At 40.6% G+C, this 17,491-nt stretch carries 12 protein-coding genes and 3 tRNA genes; 11 read left to right on the top strand and 4 right to left on the bottom strand.

What is annotated here, in order from left to right; translation table 11 throughout:
- Positions 1–152 precede the first annotated feature (152 nt).
- The 11 genes from ACYIB7_RS13130 to ACYIB7_RS13080 all read left to right on the top strand — a co-directional run bounded on the left by ACYIB7_RS13130 (position 153) and on the right by ACYIB7_RS13080 (position 16,677).
- Positions 153–3,644, top strand: coding sequence for a TonB-dependent receptor (locus ACYIB7_RS13130; RefSeq protein ID WP_160034630.1), 3,492 nt, complete (start codon positions 153–155; stop codon positions 3,642–3,644).
- 19 nt (positions 3,645–3,663) lie between these two features.
- Positions 3,664–5,127 carry a RagB/SusD family nutrient uptake outer membrane protein gene (locus ACYIB7_RS13125; RefSeq protein ID WP_099464341.1) on the top strand — a complete coding sequence of 488 codons (1,464 nt, stop codon included), beginning with the start codon at positions 3,664–3,666 and terminating at the stop codon, positions 5,125–5,127.
- Positions 5,128–5,154: 27 nt separating this feature from the next.
- Positions 5,155–5,652 (top strand): hypothetical protein, encoded by a 498-nt coding sequence (locus tag ACYIB7_RS13120; protein WP_103982657.1) that lies wholly within the window; start codon positions 5,155–5,157, stop codon positions 5,650–5,652.
- Between the two features lie 34 nt (positions 5,653–5,686).
- Complete coding sequence (locus ACYIB7_RS13115) at positions 5,687–7,000, top strand: Gfo/Idh/MocA family protein (RefSeq protein WP_480337365.1); 1,314 nt, start codon at positions 5,687–5,689, stop codon at positions 6,998–7,000.
- Positions 7,001–7,329: 329 nt separating this feature from the next.
- Positions 7,330–8,700, top strand: coding sequence for a Gfo/Idh/MocA family oxidoreductase (locus tag ACYIB7_RS13110; RefSeq protein WP_103982533.1), 1,371 nt, complete (start codon positions 7,330–7,332; stop codon positions 8,698–8,700).
- 245 nt (positions 8,701–8,945) lie between these two features.
- Entirely contained in the window at positions 8,946–9,971 is a 1,026-nt protein-coding gene (locus ACYIB7_RS13105; RefSeq protein ID WP_103982534.1) for an NAD-dependent epimerase/dehydratase family protein, read from the top strand.
- 5 nt (positions 9,972–9,976) lie between these two features.
- Positions 9,977–11,038, top strand: a complete 1,062-nt coding sequence (locus tag ACYIB7_RS13100) for a dihydrodipicolinate synthase family protein (RefSeq protein ID WP_103982535.1) — start codon at positions 9,977–9,979, stop codon at positions 11,036–11,038.
- An 8-nt stretch (positions 11,039–11,046) separates the two neighbouring features.
- On the top strand, positions 11,047–12,255 hold the full coding sequence (locus tag ACYIB7_RS13095) for an Nramp family divalent metal transporter (protein WP_480337362.1): 1,209 nt from the start codon (positions 11,047–11,049) through the stop codon (positions 12,253–12,255).
- A 331-nt stretch (positions 12,256–12,586) separates the two neighbouring features.
- On the top strand, positions 12,587–13,900 hold the full coding sequence (locus tag ACYIB7_RS13090) for an amidohydrolase (RefSeq protein WP_480337360.1): 1,314 nt from the start codon (positions 12,587–12,589) through the stop codon (positions 13,898–13,900).
- A gap of 17 nt (positions 13,901–13,917) precedes the next feature.
- Positions 13,918–15,258, top strand: a complete 1,341-nt coding sequence (locus ACYIB7_RS13085) for a Gfo/Idh/MocA family protein (RefSeq protein ID WP_099464333.1) — start codon at positions 13,918–13,920, stop codon at positions 15,256–15,258.
- A gap of 12 nt (positions 15,259–15,270) precedes the next feature.
- A complete protein-coding gene (locus ACYIB7_RS13080; protein ID WP_480337358.1) occupies positions 15,271–16,677 on the top strand; it encodes an enolase C-terminal domain-like protein in 1,407 nt (468 codons plus the stop codon).
- Positions 16,678–16,701: 24 nt separating this feature from the next.
- Here the strand turns inward: ACYIB7_RS13080 and ACYIB7_RS13075 are convergent.
- The 4 genes from ACYIB7_RS13075 to ACYIB7_RS13060 form a co-directional block, all read right to left on the bottom strand.
- Positions 16,702–16,774, bottom strand: a tRNA-Gly gene (locus ACYIB7_RS13075).
- 13 nt (positions 16,775–16,787) lie between these two features.
- Positions 16,788–16,872, bottom strand: a tRNA-Leu gene (locus tag ACYIB7_RS13070).
- A gap of 21 nt (positions 16,873–16,893) precedes the next feature.
- Positions 16,894–16,966, bottom strand: a tRNA-Gly gene (locus tag ACYIB7_RS13065).
- 89 nt (positions 16,967–17,055) lie between these two features.
- A complete protein-coding gene (locus ACYIB7_RS13060) occupies positions 17,056–17,490 on the bottom strand; it encodes a Rieske (2Fe-2S) protein (RefSeq protein WP_234999277.1) in 435 nt (144 codons plus the stop codon).
- Between the last annotated feature and the right edge of the window lies 1 nt (position 17,491).

The raw sequence follows: 17,491 nt of genomic DNA, 5'->3' as shown, positions 1-17,491 counted from the left end.
TTTAGGAATAACATTCTTCTAAACGCAACCGGCAAGAAGCAAAAAGAAGAATGTAGTTTAAAACTTTAATTCAGTACAAAAATATGAACAAACATGGAAAACCACGAGGAAAAAGATGTTTTTTTTCTCTTGACCGAAAATTGTTGACTATTATGAAGCTTACACTGTTCTTTCTATTTGTTTTTTTGCTTCCTGTTTGGGGAGAAAGCACATATTCTCAGTCCGCCAGAATTTCCTTGGATTTGAATAATGTGTCAGTGGAAGAATGTCTTAACGCGATTGAACAAAAAAGTGAATATTATTTTATGTACAATGGCAAACTAGTTGATGTGTCGCGTAAAATATCTGTAAAAGAGAAAGATGCAAGTATTAAAGATGTTCTTTCTGTCCTGTTTGGAAATACAAATGTTAGTTACCAAATTATTGACCGGCAGATTATTTTGGCTCCTTCGGAAGTTGTAGCTGCTATTCAACAACAATCCAAGAAGATTACAGGCCGGATATTAGATCCTTTAGGTTTGGCTGTTATCGGGGCGAACGTAATTGAAAAAGGTACAAGCAACGGTACTGTTACGGATATAGATGGAAATTATTCGATTACAATCACGGGTGATAATGCAATCCTTCAATTTTCTTCAGTTGGTTATGTTCCCATAGAGAAGCATACGGGTAACCAATCTGTAATAAATGTAACATTGGCAGAAAATGTTGAAAATTTGGATGAAGTAGTCGTTATCGGATATGGCGTACAGAAGAAAAGAGATGTGTCTTCCGCAATTTCATCTGTGGGCTCGGAGGCACTTCAGGATAAACCGATTGCAAACTTTGCCCAGGGTATTGCCGGAAAAATGGCTGGTGTACGCGTCTCAAATACAAATTCGGCTCCTGGAGGAGGACAAAATATAGTGATACGTGGTACAGGTTCTGTAAATGCCAGTAATTCTCCGCTCTATGTGATAGATGGTTTCCCTATGCAGGATGGATTTAATTCAGCTGAATCACCATTGAACTCGATTAATCCTGCGGATATCGAGTCCATAGAGGTACTAAAAGATGCTTCTTCAAGTGCAATTTATGGTACACGTGCTGCTAATGGTGTCGTTTTGATTACTACAAAGAAAGGTAAACAGGGAAAACCGAAAATTAATGTGAATGTGAGCGGTGGCGTACAGAATGCAATGCGTAAAATGAAAGTATTAGGACGGGAAGACTTTTTGACGTTCATGAATGAATCGAGGGCGAATGCTTATCTTGTGGAAGACCCGAATTTTGGAACGGATAATCCCAACCTGCCTCAATGGTCATATTATGATGATTTTAATACAAGAATAGAAAACTGGCGGAAATATTCCCAACATTCGGCTTCAATGGTTCCAGGAGCAAAGCAGGAACGCTGGATAACGGTGATGGATACATGTTATAACTCTCCGTATGATACGGATTGGCAAGATGTATTGCTGGGAGATGGTAGTGTCGTTGATGTTCAATTATCGATGAACGGAGGAACGGATAATATGAATTATATGATTTCCGGCGGTTACTACAACAATCAAGGTATTGTGAAGAATACGGATTATGAACGTTATTCTTTACGTGCTAATGTAGAGGGTAAGGTAAACAATTGGCTTAAAGTAGGTTTAAATATTGCTCCTTCTCTCGAAAATACAAGTGTGTTATCTAATACGAATGTTTCGGGAAGTGCTAGCAACAATCCATTCTTCAATGCATTATCATTGCCTCCTATTTTAACTCCGACAGATGCCGACGGCAATCCTATTTATTATGGAACTGAACTGGATAATCCGTGGGACTGGAACTTTGCACCGTTTGTGAATCCTCTTCAGACAGTAAAAATTACCGATAAAAGACGGACTGCTAAAGTGGTAAGTGCATTATATGCCGAGGTTAAGTTCTATAAAGATTTGACATGGAAAACAGACTTCCATAATGAATACCGTATGTGGGAAAATAATTACTATATGCCTAGCTATATACCTACTACAGCATTGCCAACTTCACGTTCGACAGGAACTTATCAAAATGCAAACCGGATTTATTGGGATGTACAGTCAGTATTGACTTATAATAAGAGGATAAAAGAACATTCACTGACTGCAATGGTTGGTATTTCATTTGAAAAGGTAAATAATAGAAGTGCCTATATAAAGAAATATGATTTTCCTCAGGATTTGATTACAACATTGAATCAGGCAACGACAGTCGCAAATCAGCTGACGGATGCGCGTACGAACCGCTCGGCAGAGAGTATGATCGGAACATTTGCCCGTGTGATGTATAATTACAACAGCAAATACTATTTGACAGCATCTGTCAGACGAGACGGGTCTTCTAAATTTGGAGTCGATAACCGTTGGGCTATATTCCCCTCTTTTTCTTTGGCTTGGCGCGTTTCTGACGAAAAGTTCTTCGATATGTTCAGGCCATATATAAATGATTGGAAACTACGTGGCGGTTGGGGACGTATCGGTAATTCAGGAATTACGAATTATCTTCATTTGGCAACATTAGGTTCCAGTTCCTATGTATTTGGTAGTGGTTCGGATGTTACGGCAGCATATTCGGATAATCGTATTGCTAACAGATTGTTGGGATGGGAGACGACTTCCGATATAAGTGTTGGTACGGATGTTTCATTTTTGCACAACCGTATTGGTTTGTCTGTCGATTATTTTGACCGTAAAACGTCTGATATGCTATTTAATCTGCCATTGCCATCTATAACAGGTTTTGCTAATGTAATGCAAAATATCGGTTCGATGAGAAACCGTGGTTTTGAGTATGCCTTGAATACACAAAACTTTATTGGTGAATTTAACTGGAATACTTCTGTTACATTATCTTATTACCGTAATAGGGTAACGGATATTGGTAATGACAAGCGCCCGTTAATCAGTTATAACTGTTATACTACAGAAGGTAAACCTCTGGCGGGCATTTATGGTATGGTTAGCCTGGGCCCGTATAAAGATTGGGCAGACGTAAAGTCTTCTCCGATATTCAATGCAAACAGAACAGTGTGGAGAGAACGTTCGAATCCGGGAACTCCGAAAGCAGCGGATGTTAATGGTGATGGTATCCTGGATGCTTCCGATAAAACGATTCTGGGAAATGCAATTCCTGATTTTATCTGGAGTATGACAAATAACTTTGCCTATAAAGGCTTTGACCTTTCATTCCAGCTATCAGGTGTTGTAGGTGGCGAAATATCTATGTTCGGATTCCAGGATATGGCTTTCCGCGCTTCGGGTATGAAGAATATTACCCAGGATTATTTTGATAATTATTGGAGACCGGATAATACAGATGCAAAATATCCGGCACCTTCCCGTAAGAACTATGACGGTTCGGTATTGGATGGAGGTTTGACTTATAGCGCTTCCTATGTAAAGATGGATGACATAACGCTGGGATATACCATACCCGGTAAATTGACACGGAAATTTGATGTCGGTTCAATACGTGTTTACCTTAATATCAATAATGCGTTTATGATTACTAAGTTCCCCGGCTATAATCCTGAAACAAATTATCAAGGAGATTCGGCTTTATCTCAGGGCATAGATCAAACAGCATCTTATCCATTGGCAAGAACGATCTCTTTTGGTATAAATCTGGGTATCTAACGAATAAAAACTTAATGTTATGAAGAAGATTCTATATATACTATTATTAGCTTATACATTGACAGGATGTGAAGATTTCCTTAATCAATTACCGGAAGACACCTTGTCGCCCGATGCATATTATAATGATACGAAGGAGCTAATGACTGGATTGTCAGGATGCTATAAGTTGCTTCAGAATATTTATAGCCCAGTCGAAATGACGAAGGTGCTTGAGCTGATGTCCGACGATGCTAAAGACCCTCGTAATACGGATGTTTTCCATGTTTTCCGGAAAACAAATGCTAATTCTCAAACAAACATCTGGACACATAATTACAAAATGATATATAATTGTAATGCCCTTTTGAATATACTTGCTACATATAATGGAGCGACAGAAACCGATCGTCGTGAAGCACAGGCAATAGAGGGAGAGTGCCACTTTTTGAGAGCTTTGGCTTATTTTAATTTAGTTCGTATCTATGGAGATGTACCTATGGTTACGGAATTGTTTGCTAACCCGACTGATGCTTTTGGAATAGGCCGTACACCTGTAAATGAGATTTACACGAAAGTGGTTATTCCTGATTTGGAAAATGCAATAGCTAACTGTTATCCGAAAGGGGCTAAAGAACTTATCGGTTCTGAAGCCAGAGCTACAAAAGGCAGTGCTTTAATGATGTTGGGTAAAGTTTACATGACTATGAATAATTATGCGGAAGCAGAAAAGGTGCTGCAAAGATTAATCATTAATAAAGAAGGTGGAGAATATGGGTTAATGCCAACTATGCATGACGTATTCCAGCCCGAGAACAAATTTAATAAGGAATCTATCTTTGAGGTCAATTTCAATGTATCCGGAGGACAAGCCTGTTATTATTTCCAGATTATGATTAATGACATAGCCATACGTTATGGTACTACTTATAATAGCGCATACCAGGCGGAGCATAACTTGATGCGTGAGTTTGTAAAGTATAATGAAGACGTACGTTATAAATCTACTTTGGATTCCGGCTATGTACCTAATGCATCCCCTTACATCCAGGCTTTCCCTGTAAAGTTTGCTCCTGAAGGTAGTATGAGGGCTGCTGTGAAAAATACAGGTACGGACAATAATTTTATGGTATACCGTTATGCAGATGCTTTGCTTATGTATGCAGAATGCCTGATGAAATCCGGCAATAAAGTGGAAGCTATAAAGTATATCAACATGGTTAGGAATCGTTCGGAAATGGAGTCGTTGCCAAACGATCATCCTCTGGATATCTATTGGATATTGCATGAGAGGAGAATGGAACTGACTTTTGAAGGACATCGTTATTTTGATTTGGTTCGTACGGGTAAAGCCATTGAGATAATATCAAAAGACCTGATGACAGTTTGCGATTTGGACGATAAACCTACTTTGGAACCTATACAGGAATATCAGTTGCTCCTTCCTATACCGACAGCTCAGATAGAGATAGACCAGACATTGGTTCAAAATAAAGGTTACTAATATGTTAAATCAATAAATATACTAAAGATGAAAAGGACTGCATATTTTTTAGTGTTTGTGTTTTTGACGACTGTGCTTATGTCTTCTTGCCTGAATGAAGATGATGTTAAGAATCCAAAGGTCTACAGTTTGAAATTCTATACAGTAAATGAGAATAAAGAATTTGTTGAAGTTGGAGAGCCTGTAAAAGGGGTAACATACACAATCGGAGTAGAAACAGATGCGGATATTTGTTCTGTGTGGCCCGGCGGAATCCGGCAGATAGTAAAGAAAGTTGGTTCGGATGTCGACTCTACCGATATAAATGGAAATGTAGTACTGTCTAAAAGCGACTGTTATCAGGACTATGGACTATTGAAAGCTCAGGGATTGAAGACTTCTTTGAATTCTTCTATTGGCTGGACTACTACTTATCAGTATCCTCAATCAGGAGATTTTGAATTTACAGTTGTCGTGACAAACCATGGCTATGATTCTCCCGAATACAAACAGGTCGCTGTTCCGTTTACGGTGAAAATCAGATGATAAATTAATTGATAGGATATTAAAGTATACACAAATGGGAATAAAAAATATTGGTAGACGAGATTTTATTAAAAGTATGGGTACAATCGGCGGTAGCGGCCTATTGTTGTCTTCATTGCCTCAGTTGCATCTCTTCGCTCAGGAAAGAGCGAAGCAGGTGAAGGGTCAAAAGGCACGACTCGCCGTAATCGGAACAGGCTCCAGAGGTATGTATCATATAAATCATCTGCTACAGATACCTCATGCAGAGGTAGTTGCTTTGTGTGATATTTATCAGCCTCATTTGGATAATGCAGCCAAACAGTACCCCAAGGCAAAGTTGTATAAGGATTACCACCAGGCCATATCCGATCCGAATGTGGATGGCATCTTAATAGCTACTCCATTGAACATGCATGCCCCTATTTCAATAGCAGGCTTGAAGGCCGGCAAACATGTTTTTTGCGAAAAGTCTATGGCCCGGACAATGGATCAGTGTAAGGAGATGTATGATGTTTATAAAGAATCGGGTAAGGTTCTTTATATCGGCATCCAGCGTTTGTTTGATCCGAAGTATTTGAAGGCTATCGAATTAATAAAGAATGGAACAATCGGTCAAATCGTCGGTCTTCGTAACTTCTGGTATAGAAATAATGATTGGCGCAGACCTGTTCCGGATCCATCCTTGGAAAAACTGATAAACTGGCGGTTGTATAAAGAATCTTCCGGCGGTTTGATGACGGAGTTGGCCGCTCATCAGTTGCAGATGGGAACCTGGGTCAACCATTCGTTGCCTGATTACATCACCGGCTTCGGCGATATCATTTATTGGAAAGACGGCCGGGAGGTTTATGATAGCGTAAGCGTGATCTACCATTATCCAAACGGTTTGCGTATGACCTTCGAATCAATCATTTCGAATAAGCGTTACGGTATGGATGAACAGGTTCTGGGTCATGAAGGAACATTGGAGTTGGCTCAGGGTTTGTTGTATACGGAAAACCCGAAACCGGCTCCGGGTATCCAGCAGTTGATAAATCAGATAGAGCATAAGGTGTTCGACAATATCTCGTTCGCGGGTCCGAGTTGGGTGCCGGAAACGGCCTCCTCTACAAAGGGTGAACCTATAATGGATCATATCCAGACTCATGATGGCTCTAATACTACCGGCGCTACAGTAGATGACGGTTCAAAGGGTCTTGTCTCAGCTTATTGTTCATCAGTCATTACCGGCGAGCCGATACCAAATCTGGTTGAGGAAGCGTATTATTCGTCCGTTCTGGCTTTGCTGGGCAATAAGGCAATGGAAGAACGTTCGGTGATAGAGTTTCCTGAAGAATACAAAATACCTTATTCATTTGATGCATAATTATGAGAGACTTAAATATAACAATAACAACAAAAAGGCAACGCACTGAATTATTGATCTTTGGTGTCTGTTTTGTACTGGCATTTGTGACGAATATTGTTTCTATTGCAGTATTTGATACGAGGTGGATAGAATTATGTACTCAATTACTCTGGGTCCTGGCAATTAGTATCCTTTATTATTTTATTGTTTTGGTGTTCCGCATGCTTTATTACGGAATACGAAGAATAATTGCACCTAAGAGATAAAAGCCAGTTGATAAGAAAGGAGCTGTATTATGTCAGAAATAGTACAGCTCCCTGAAAGTTAACTTCCAATAAATAAAAATTATGATTAATACTACACGTCGTGATTTCATAAAAAAATCATCGTTGGCTGCTGCTGGTTTGACAGTGGGGATGGGATTTCCGACTATTGATGTAAAGGGAAGTATCATCGGTGCTAATGAGCGGATTCGAATGGGCTTTATTGGTGTTGGTAACCGGGGAAGTCAATTGCTGGAGGCATTCTTAAAAGTGCCCGGCGTAAAGGTTACGGCATTGTGCGATTTGTATAAACCTTATTTGTACCGCAACTATAGCCAGGTTGATCCTCGCTATTTTTTACCCAAAGGCCGTCCGGTTCCGCAAATGAAGGAACAATTGGGCTCTGATGTTGCCCGGTATGAAGACTATCGGAGATTGCTTGATGATAAGAATGTGGATGCAGTATGTATTGCTACTCCCGACCATTGGCACGCGTTGCAGGCAATAGATTCGGTAAATGCGGGAAAAGATGTATATCTGGAAAAGCCGGTGTCTATGACTATCCATGAAGGACGTAAAATTGTAGATGCTGTAAAAAGAACGAACCGGATAGTGAGTGTTGGATATATAAGACGTTGTTCTGCACTATATAATAAAATTCCGGAAATTATAAAAAGTGGAAAACTTGGAGAAATATCGATGATTTCGTCTCATTATTATAGTAATATGACTCCGGATGGCATTGGAAGGATGAAACCGGAAATTCCCCCGGAAGATTTTAATTGGGATATGTGGTTGGGACCACGTGCTTATCGGGAATATCAGTATAATATAGCACCTTATATGTTTAGGTGGTGGAAGGATTATTCTTCTCAGATAGCAAACAACGGGTCTCATTATATTGATGTTGTACAATGGCTGATTGGAGAGAATGCACCTTCTGCAATTACGGCTGTCGGTTCGAATCATATAATAAAAGACGACCGCGATATTCCTGAGAATATGGAAATAACATACGAATTTGCTTCCGGTAAATTATTTAACTTCAGGGTTTGTGAAACAACTACGGTTCCCGGGCTAAAATATGGAAATATAGAAATAATAGGTACAAAAGGCAGTTTATATATAAGCGACACAGGATACCGTTTATATCCGGCCAGATCCGGCCAGTTTCAAAGTTGGGATAAACCTTATGAGGCAGAGGAGTATGACAGTCCGAAAGAAGACCTTGCATTTAAACATGTAAGCAATTTTATTGATTGTGTAAAGTCAAGGCAAACACCGGTTTCTTCTATCGAGCAAAGTTTCCGCTCTTCATCGTTTGCATTACTGGCTAATATAGCGTTGGAAGTAAAACAAAGAATCATATGGGATTCTATAAATGAGCGGGTTACAAACTGTGATGAGGCTAATAAACTCTTGCATTATGAGTATAGGAAACCTTGGTCTTTATGAATGAACCGGAAGGACAAATTTAATTCTTTCCTACTAATTGGAGATATAGTCGGGCTATGAGAGTGTTCGCTAAAAAATTTAATACTATCTTTACCGTATCAATTGAATATTGATACCACTGTGAATATAGTTATTGTTTTGTAGCAGAGTAAAAACGAAGTATGCCCCGACTATCGGGCAGATGACTAATGGCTAATACTTGATCAGGGACGGAGGTCTTTGATCAATGAATAAATTACATATATATGAGAACACCATTAAATGAATTAGAGTTAGATGAGTTGATTGCCCAGCCTTCCGGGCGATTGGTAGAGTTTTTTAAAAGGTTACCTGGCGATTTGTCCATACTAGGCGCCAATGGTAAAATTGGTTTGTCTTTATCCTTGATGGCTAAAAGGGCTGTTGAGAAGGCAGGAGTAAATAAAAAGATTTATGCGGTATCGCGTTTTTCGGACCCGGCCGGGCGGAATAAACTGGAAGAATGGGGAATCGAAACAATAGCCTGTGACTTGAACGACAGGGAACAACTTCTGCGATTGCCACTTACAGAGAACGTAGTGTTTATGGCGGGACGAAAATTCGGAACCGACGGCTCGGAAGCTCTGACTTGGGCAATGAACGTGCTGATGCCCTCTTATTGTGCAGAGTATTATAAAAATTCCAGAATTGTAGCTTTCTCAACGGGTTGTGTATATCCGCTAGTGTCTAAACTTTCGGGTGGATCTGTGGAAACGGATCATCCGGAACCAGTGGGCGAATATGCCCAGTCGTGCCTTGGCAGAGAAAGAGTTTTTGAATATTTCTCTCAAAAGAATAATACTCCGGTATTACTATTGCGTCTGAATTATTCTACAGACCTTAGATATGGCGTATTATCAGACATTGGCAGGAAGATATGGCAGGAAGAGACGGTTGTTTCCGGAGTAGAATACTTTAATATTTTGTGGCAAGGCGACGCTAATAATTATACGCTTCTGGCGTTAGACCACTGTACTTCTCCTGCAAACTATTTGAATATTACCGGCACAGAGATACTGTCTGTAAAAGATGTTGCCGAAGAAATGGCCCTGATAATGGGGAAAAAGCTGGATTTGCAGATTCCTTCGGCCGATACATCTTATTTGAATAACTCCGGAAAAGCTTTTGGCTATTTCGGAACGCCGTCTATACAGGCAAAAGAACTTATACGTATGCAGGCCGAATGGATTATGCAAGGCGGACGTGAATTGAATAAACCTACACATTTTGAAGTAAATAACGGAAAATACTAAAAGCTATGAAGATACAAGACATTGATAAAGATATACTAAGCTCGTTTAGAAAAGGATGCGTAATACCGGCCGTGCCGTTAGCGCTGGATGAGAAACGGAAGTTTGATGAAAAACACCAAAAAGCTTTGATTCGTTATTATATAGATGCAGGTGTGGGTGGTTTGGCTGTGGGAGTACATTCTACCCAATTTGAAATACGCGAACACGGAATGTTCGAGCAGGTTTTGTCTACCGTATCTGCCGAGATTGATTCGTGGGCTTCGGGACGGAAAATACTGAAAGTAGCAGGCGTTTGCGGAAAAACAGAACAAGCCGTGCGTGAGGCTGGCTTTGCTGTATCTGCCGGATATCATGCCTGTTTATTGAGCCTGGCAGCATTGAAGGAGTCTTCGGTGGAAGATCTTCTTTCTCATTGCCGGCAAGTTGCGGCTGTTATGCCGGTGATAGGTTTTTATCTTCAGGCATCGGTTGGTGGTATGGTGTTACCTTATGAATTTTGGAGAGAATTTGCAACGATACCGAATGTGCTTGGTATAAAGATGGCCCCGTTTAACCGTTACAGAACATTTGATGTTGTTCGCGCCGTATGTGATGCCAATAAGGAAAACGAAATAACGCTTTACACCGGCAACGACGATAATATTGTTCCGGACTTGTTGACGGAATATGCTGTCTCTTCCGGAAATGAGGTGAAAAAGGTGCGGATAAAAGGCGGTCTTTTAGGGCATTGGTGTGTTTGGACCCGTAAAGCTGTAGAATTGCTGGATGAGATACATGCTCTGCTCGATTCCGGCAAAGATATTCCACATGAACTGCTTACCAGAGGTATTCAGATAACGGACACGAATGCTGCATTCTTTGATACGGCTAATAACTTTGCCGGATGTATTCCCGGTTTGCATGAAGTGCTAAGACGCCAGGGATTGTTTAAAGGCACATGGTGTCTGAACCTTCAGGAAGTGTTGTCTCCCGGACAATACGATGAAATAACCCGGATATATAAAGCTTATCCTCATTTGAATGACGATGCTTTTGTAAGTGAGCATTTGTCCGAATGGTTGAAATAACTACAGGTATGGATATAGGAAAGTTTAGCTTTAAGAGAATATTCGAGATACTGGGTCCCGGGCTCATAACGGCTGCAATGGTTTTAGGGCCGGGCACCCTTACTGTTTGCAGTAAGGCCGGTGCTACAATGCAGTATTCTACTCTGTGGGTAATTGTGGTTTCTGTCTTCTTCATGATTTATTTTACCCGGATGGCTGCCAGGGTGGGTTGTATTTCTTCCAAATCATTATTGTCTATTGTTGAACAAAACTATGGACGGACGCTCTCCATACTCATGGGCTTAAGCGTATGTTTCAGTTGTGCCGGTTTTCAAACAGGCAACACAATAGGTGTAGGCTTGTCTATGGATACTCTGTTTGGAGGTGGCATTGCTATATGGGCTGTCTTATTCCTGATAGTTACATTATTGTTTATATGGACTTCTTCCAACTTTTACAACTTGCTGGAGAAGGTAATGGTGTTCCTTGTAATTCTGATGATTGTTGCGTTTGCCGGAAACTTATTCAGGGCCAGGATAGATGGCGTTGAATTATTGAAAGGCTTTATTCCCTCTGTTCCTTCTGATGTAAGTATTCTGATAGCAATTGCTTCCACATCATTTAGTGTTGCAGCGGCAGCAGGTCAGGTTTATATGGTACAGGGCAAGAATTGGCATCTTTCCGATTTAAAAAAAGGATTGCGGGATGCCGTTATCGGGATAGTAACACTTGGCTTGTTAAGTGCCATCATTATTGTAACTTCGGCTGCGGTACTGGCACCTAAAGGCATTCAGGTGAACAGCGCTATCGATATGGCATTACAGTTGGAACCCTTGTTGGGCCCATTAGCTAAATGGTTGTTTCTGATCGGGTTGTTTGCCGCTTCATTTTCTTCTTATGTAGCCAATGCTGTAATGAGCGGAATCTTTCTGGCAGATGCTCTGCATTTAGGCCAGTCCGTTAATGATAAATGGGTGAAGATATTTGCTTCCGCCGTATTGGCATTGAGTACGCTGGTTGCTGTGTTCTTTGATTCTAACCCGATACAACTCATAATTTTTGCGCAGGCAATGACTGTTCTTGGGGCACCATTGGTGGCAGTTGTGTTATGTTTCCTCTCCAATAATAAAAAGATAATGGGAGTACATAAAAATACACTGTCCGAAAATATTATACTTAATATTGCAACTGTCTGGGTTATTTTTCTATCATCCAAACAATTACTGTCGTTGGTGTAGAAAGATAGAATGTACAGATTGTGAGATTTGGAAGCCTGAATGGTAATATAGCTATATACTGGCTTTGAAAGAAGCACAATTTAATAGTAAATACAGGTACTTTTATTCTTTTGGCCTAGCTGAAAATTGATTTTTACCTAGGGGAAAATTAATTACTACCAAGCTCAAAATTAATTTCGTCCTTGGTCAAAAGAATAAAACTACAGTACATTAAACTTAAAAATCAGGAAGAAAAATTTAATATAAATAAGGAAACAGATTAGCCTATAGCCTTATAAGCTAGTTCTGCATACCGGTTTTTATACAAAAGTTTTTTTGATGGCATAAATCAATGAACACAGAAGAATTAAAAAGAATACTTATAAATGAAATAGACCGCTGTTCTGAAGAAGTTTTAGAATTGGTGAAGGATATTGGATATCATCCCGAATTAGGATTTAAGGAGGTACGTACTTCCGGTTTAGTGGCCGATTATCTGCGGTCATGCGGATATGAAGTGAAAGAGAATCTAGCTTTGACTGGCGTAAAAGCTAAGTTGAAAGATACAAATGAACCAATACATAATATAGCTGTACTGGGTGAATTAGATGGAATTGTTTGCCGTGAAAGCCCGTATGCCGATGCTGTATCGGGTGCTACCCATACCTGCGGGCATAATTTACAACTCGGAATTCTTATGCTGGTTGCCAAGGCTATGAAATTGTCGGGAGTAGCTGATTCTTTGAATGGTAATGTCACATTCTTTGCCGTACCTGCAGAAGAATATATAGAGTTGGGATACAGGGAGGCATTGAAGAAGGAAGGAAAGATAAAATACTTCGGAGGTAAGCAGGAACTGGTACGTCTGGGCGAGTTTGATGATATAGATGCTGCCTTGATGGTACATGCCGAATCCGATTTGCCGGGGCCGGCCATTGGTATATATGATACTGGCAGTGGATTTAACAGTAAGCAGGTGCAATATATTGGAAAGGCTGCACACGCGGCTGCCTATCCCCACGAGGGCGTCAATGCCTTGAATGCTGCCGTGTCCGGTATTAATGCGATTAACGCTATGCGCGAGACCTTTAAGGATGAAGAACATAGCAGGGTTCATTTTATCATAACAAAAGGTGGAGAAAGTGTGAACAGTGTTCCTGCCGATGTCAGGCTGGAAGCTTATGTCCGCTCATCTACTGTAGGTGGGGTTCGGGATGTATCGCTGAAATTCGACAGGGCTTTTAAATCAGGAGGTGAGGCTGTGGGGGCAACAACCCGTATAAAGACTTTGCCCGGCTATCTTCCTTTAATTTGTAACTCCGCTATAAATGATTGTTTTGCTGCAAATGCCCGACAGTTTATGCCGGAAAAACAGATCATAAGAATGGGACATTTCAAGGCTTCTACCGACATGGGGGATATTTCTCATTTAATGCCGGGTATACATGCTACAGCCGGGGGAACAAAAGGATTCCTGCATGCGGCAAACTTTGAAGTAACCGATTATGAATCGGCAGTTGTTACTCCGGCAAAGATTGTAGCGCAAACATTAGCCGATTTATTAACCGAGAACCCCGCCAATTTGTCCGATATATTAAAAGACTATGTGCCGGTTTTATCTAAGAGTGAGTATCTTAATTTATTAAATTCATTTATATCCGAATAATACAAAATATAAATATCATGACAACAAGACGTAATTTTTTGAAAAAAGCAATGATGGGTACGGCATTAGTTTCTGTGGGAGGTGTGCTACCCGGGTTTAGTGCAAAGAGCTATGCACGGATAGTAGGAGCAAACGACAGGATTCGTGTGGGAGCTGCCGGCGTAAATGCACGTGGTTTTGCACTGGCCAATAACTTCTGTAAACAGAAAAACTGTGAAGTTATCTATGTATGTGATGTAGACAAAAGAGCTATTGAAAAAAGTATTGCATCCATCGAAAAGATAACAGGCAATGCTCCTAAACCGGAAGGCGATATCCGTAAAATGATAGAAGCTCAGGACGTAGATGCCGTAATGATTGCTACCCCCGACCATTGGCATGCGTATGCTGCATTGATGGCAATGAAGGCCGGAAAAGATGTATATCTGGAAAAACCATGTAGCTATTGCCCGGAAGAAGGGGAGATTCTGGTAAAAGCTGCAGATAAATACAAGCGGGTTGTGGCGATGGGTACACAACGTCGTTCGTGGCCGAATGTGATTCAGGGAATCAACGAAATAAAAGAAGGCGCAATAGGCAATCCTTATTTTGGAAAAGCGTGGTACACAAATAACAGACCTTCGATTGGTATAGAGAAGGTGACTGCGGTTCCGGAATGGCTGGATTGGGATTTATGGCAAGGGCCTGCTCCACGTGTTGGCTATAAACCTAATTTTCTGCATTATAATTGGCATTGGTTCTGGCATTGGGGCACATCCGAGTCGGCTAATAACGGTACGCACATGATTGATCTTCTTCGTTGGGGAATGGGAGTGGACTATCCAACAAAGGTAAACTCTTATGGAGGACGTTATCGTTATCAGGATGATTGGGAAACTCCCGATACACAAGTGATTAATCTTGAATTTGGTAATAATAAAAGTATGGTATGGGAAGGCCGTAGCTGTAACGGACGCACAATTGAAGGCAGTACCGTAGGCGCTATGTTTTATGGCGAGAAAGGCAGTATGGTGATTACCGGAAGTGATGGCTATATTATTTATGATCTGGACAATAAGAAGGTAAAACAAGTATATAGCAAGATTGATATTGATGCCCGTAACCTGGTCGATCCGGCTAAGGAACTAGACGGTTTCCACATCCGCAATTTCTTGGATGGAATCTTGAAGGGAGAAAAGTTGAATGCAGATATTCTTACCGGGCATAAAAGTACTTTGTTGATGCAATTAGGCAATATCTCTCATCGGGTTGGACATTCGTTGGAAATAGACAGCAGTAATGGACAGATTTTAAATGCCCCTGATACTAAGAATCTCTGGACCAGGGAATATCAAAAAGGTTGGGAAGTGAAATTATAAAAGTAAAATAAAATGGACAGACGAAGCTTCATGAAGAATTTAAGCATGATGGCTGCTTCTTCTGATAAAGTGATAGATATGTTGGGATTACAGAAGTGTGCAAATAAGATTACCGGACGAAGCATCAAAATTGCTGATGTCGGATTAAACTTTGAACGTGAACCGTTGATCCGTCCGTTCGGATTTAAAGGCGGTTATCTTAGTGAGCTGTGGCAATCTATCTGCTTATTGGAGAGTGAATCCGGTATCCGAAAAATAGGAGTTGGCACGCAAAGTATTTTGTGGAGCGATTCGTCTGTTTTTACCGAACATTCGGAAAGTGCAGGAAATGCGTTAATGTTAGCTCTTACAGAGAAAGCTTTAGGCACAATAAAAGGAAAAACGTTTTATTCGCCTATGGAGTTGCTGGATGAGATATTTGAAGAGGTTTACGAATATGGTAAGGTGATAACAGGAAACCATCGTTTGAGAAAAACGTTTGTGTTGAATGCTTTAGTTGGTGTGGATAATGCAGCCTGGTTATTGTATGCAGCTGAAAATGGCATTAGTAGCTTTGATGATATGGTGCCTGAAGTATATAGAAAAGCTTTGTCGTTGCAACATAAGCAGGTAGCTTGCATTCCTTTGATATCATACAATGTTTCTCCTGAGGAGATGAAGCATATGGTTTCGGAAGGATATTTCTTTCCGAAGATCAAAATAGGCCAACCCGGTACTCAGGAAGATATGCTGAAAAAGGATTGCGACCGGCTGACTGAAATTCATCAGACAATAGGCCATATTACAACACCTCATACAGAAAATGGAAAGATTCTTTATTATCTGGATGCCAACGGAAGGTATGAAAAGAAAGAAACCTTACTTCGTTTCATAGATCATGCCCGTAAAATAGGGGCATATGAGCAGATTGCTATAATAGAAGAACCTTTCCCCGAGGAGTATGACATTGATGTGAACGATGTGGATATACGTATAGCGGCTGATGAAAGTGCCCATACCGATAGAGATGCTTTGATCCGTATTGAAATGGGATATAAGGCTATAGCATTGAAAGCTGTTGCCAAAACAATGAGTATGACGATGAAGATAGCCCAAATTGCTTATGAGAACAATATACCGTGTTTTTGTGCTGATCTGACAGCTTCTCCGTTTTTGGCAGAATGGAATAAAAATATTGCAGCCCGTCTGCTGCCTTTCCCTGGCTTAAAAGTAGGACTACTGGAAACGAATGGAAACCAGAATTATAAAAACTGGAAACAGATGCAAACTTACAGTCCTTCGTCTGGCGAAGAATGGACAACGGTCAAAGATGGTATATATAATTTGAATGAAGAATACTATGCAAGGAGTGGTGGTCTTTTTGAACCTTCTGCCTATTATGACCGGTTATTAGAAAGTAAAAAGCCCCGCAATTCCTAAGAATTACGAGGCCTTTTGGAAGCGAGCGGAAGACGGGACTCGAACCCGCGACCCTAACCTTGGCAAGGTTATGCTCTACCAACTGAGCTACTTCCGCAACAAATAAACAGTACTCGAAGCGGGACTTGAACCCGCACAGCTGCAATAGCCAAAGGATTTTAAGTCCTTCGTGTCTACCGATTCCACCATTCGAGCATCCCTTTCTCTTAAGAGATGAGCGGAAGACGGGACTCGAACCCGCGACCCTAACCTTGGCAAGGTTATGCTCTACCAACTGAGCTACTTCCGCATTGTTATCGTTTGCGTGTGCAAAGGTAGATAAAAGTTTTACACATGCAAATGTTTTCCTGAAAAAGTTAAGTTGAGAAGCTGATTTTTTTAGTTTCTTACAATCAATTCCTGACCGTTCATGTATACGTTATATCTCCTTAAAGCAAACTTGGATGGACCTTTCATCGGATTTCCTGCTCCATAAGAAATATCATATTCTGTCCCGCATTTAGGACATTTGGCTATACCTGCATTTGTTGAAACTATTTTTGTGCTTTGTTCCGCTTCGTAGGGACAACACAGATCGTATGCATAATAATTGTCATTGCCATGAACTACGAGTACCCCGGAAAATCCTGTCATTTCGCCTGCATAACGGGGTTTCGTATATTCTTTGTAACTAAATAGGGTCAATAATTCTTTGTCCTGGAAAGCTAAGTCTAACTTTAGGAAGACATTGGCAAAAGGAATACTGGATTCTTCTATTTTTGTACAAGATAGAACCATAAATGTCAAGAGGCAGATAAGGATTCGCTTTGTCATA

The organism is Parabacteroides sp. KHUB-03, assembly GCF_056640975.1.
This window is presented reverse-complemented; position numbering and strand designations above follow the sequence as displayed.

Excerpts from the sequence above, each read along its gene's own strand:
- ACYIB7_RS13105 (WP_103982534.1), top strand. The coding sequence starts at position 8,946 with ATGAGAACACCATTAAATGAATTAGAGTTAGATGAGTTGATTGCCCAG.
- ACYIB7_RS13095 (WP_480337362.1), top strand. The coding sequence starts at position 11,047 with ATGGATATAGGAAAGTTTAGCTTTAAGAGAATATTCGAGATACTGGGT.
- ACYIB7_RS13085 (WP_099464333.1), top strand. The coding sequence starts at position 13,918 with ATGACAACAAGACGTAATTTTTTGAAAAAAGCAATGATGGGTACGGCA.
- ACYIB7_RS13090 (WP_480337360.1), top strand. The coding sequence starts at position 12,587 with ATGAACACAGAAGAATTAAAAAGAATACTTATAAATGAAATAGACCGC.
- ACYIB7_RS13110 (WP_103982533.1), top strand. The coding sequence starts at position 7,330 with ATGATTAATACTACACGTCGTGATTTCATAAAAAAATCATCGTTGGCT.
- ACYIB7_RS13115 (WP_480337365.1), top strand. The coding sequence starts at position 5,687 with ATGGGAATAAAAAATATTGGTAGACGAGATTTTATTAAAAGTATGGGT.
- ACYIB7_RS13060 (WP_234999277.1), bottom strand. The coding sequence starts at position 17,490 with ATGACAAAGCGAATCCTTATCTGCCTCTTGACATTTATGGTTCTATCT.
- ACYIB7_RS13120 (WP_103982657.1), top strand. The coding sequence starts at position 5,155 with ATGAAAAGGACTGCATATTTTTTAGTGTTTGTGTTTTTGACGACTGTG.
- ACYIB7_RS13130 (WP_160034630.1), top strand. The coding sequence starts at position 153 with ATGAAGCTTACACTGTTCTTTCTATTTGTTTTTTTGCTTCCTGTTTGG.
- ACYIB7_RS13080 (WP_480337358.1), top strand. The coding sequence starts at position 15,271 with ATGGACAGACGAAGCTTCATGAAGAATTTAAGCATGATGGCTGCTTCT.
- ACYIB7_RS13100 (WP_103982535.1), top strand. The coding sequence starts at position 9,977 with ATGAAGATACAAGACATTGATAAAGATATACTAAGCTCGTTTAGAAAA.
- ACYIB7_RS13125 (WP_099464341.1), top strand. The coding sequence starts at position 3,664 with ATGAAGAAGATTCTATATATACTATTATTAGCTTATACATTGACAGGA.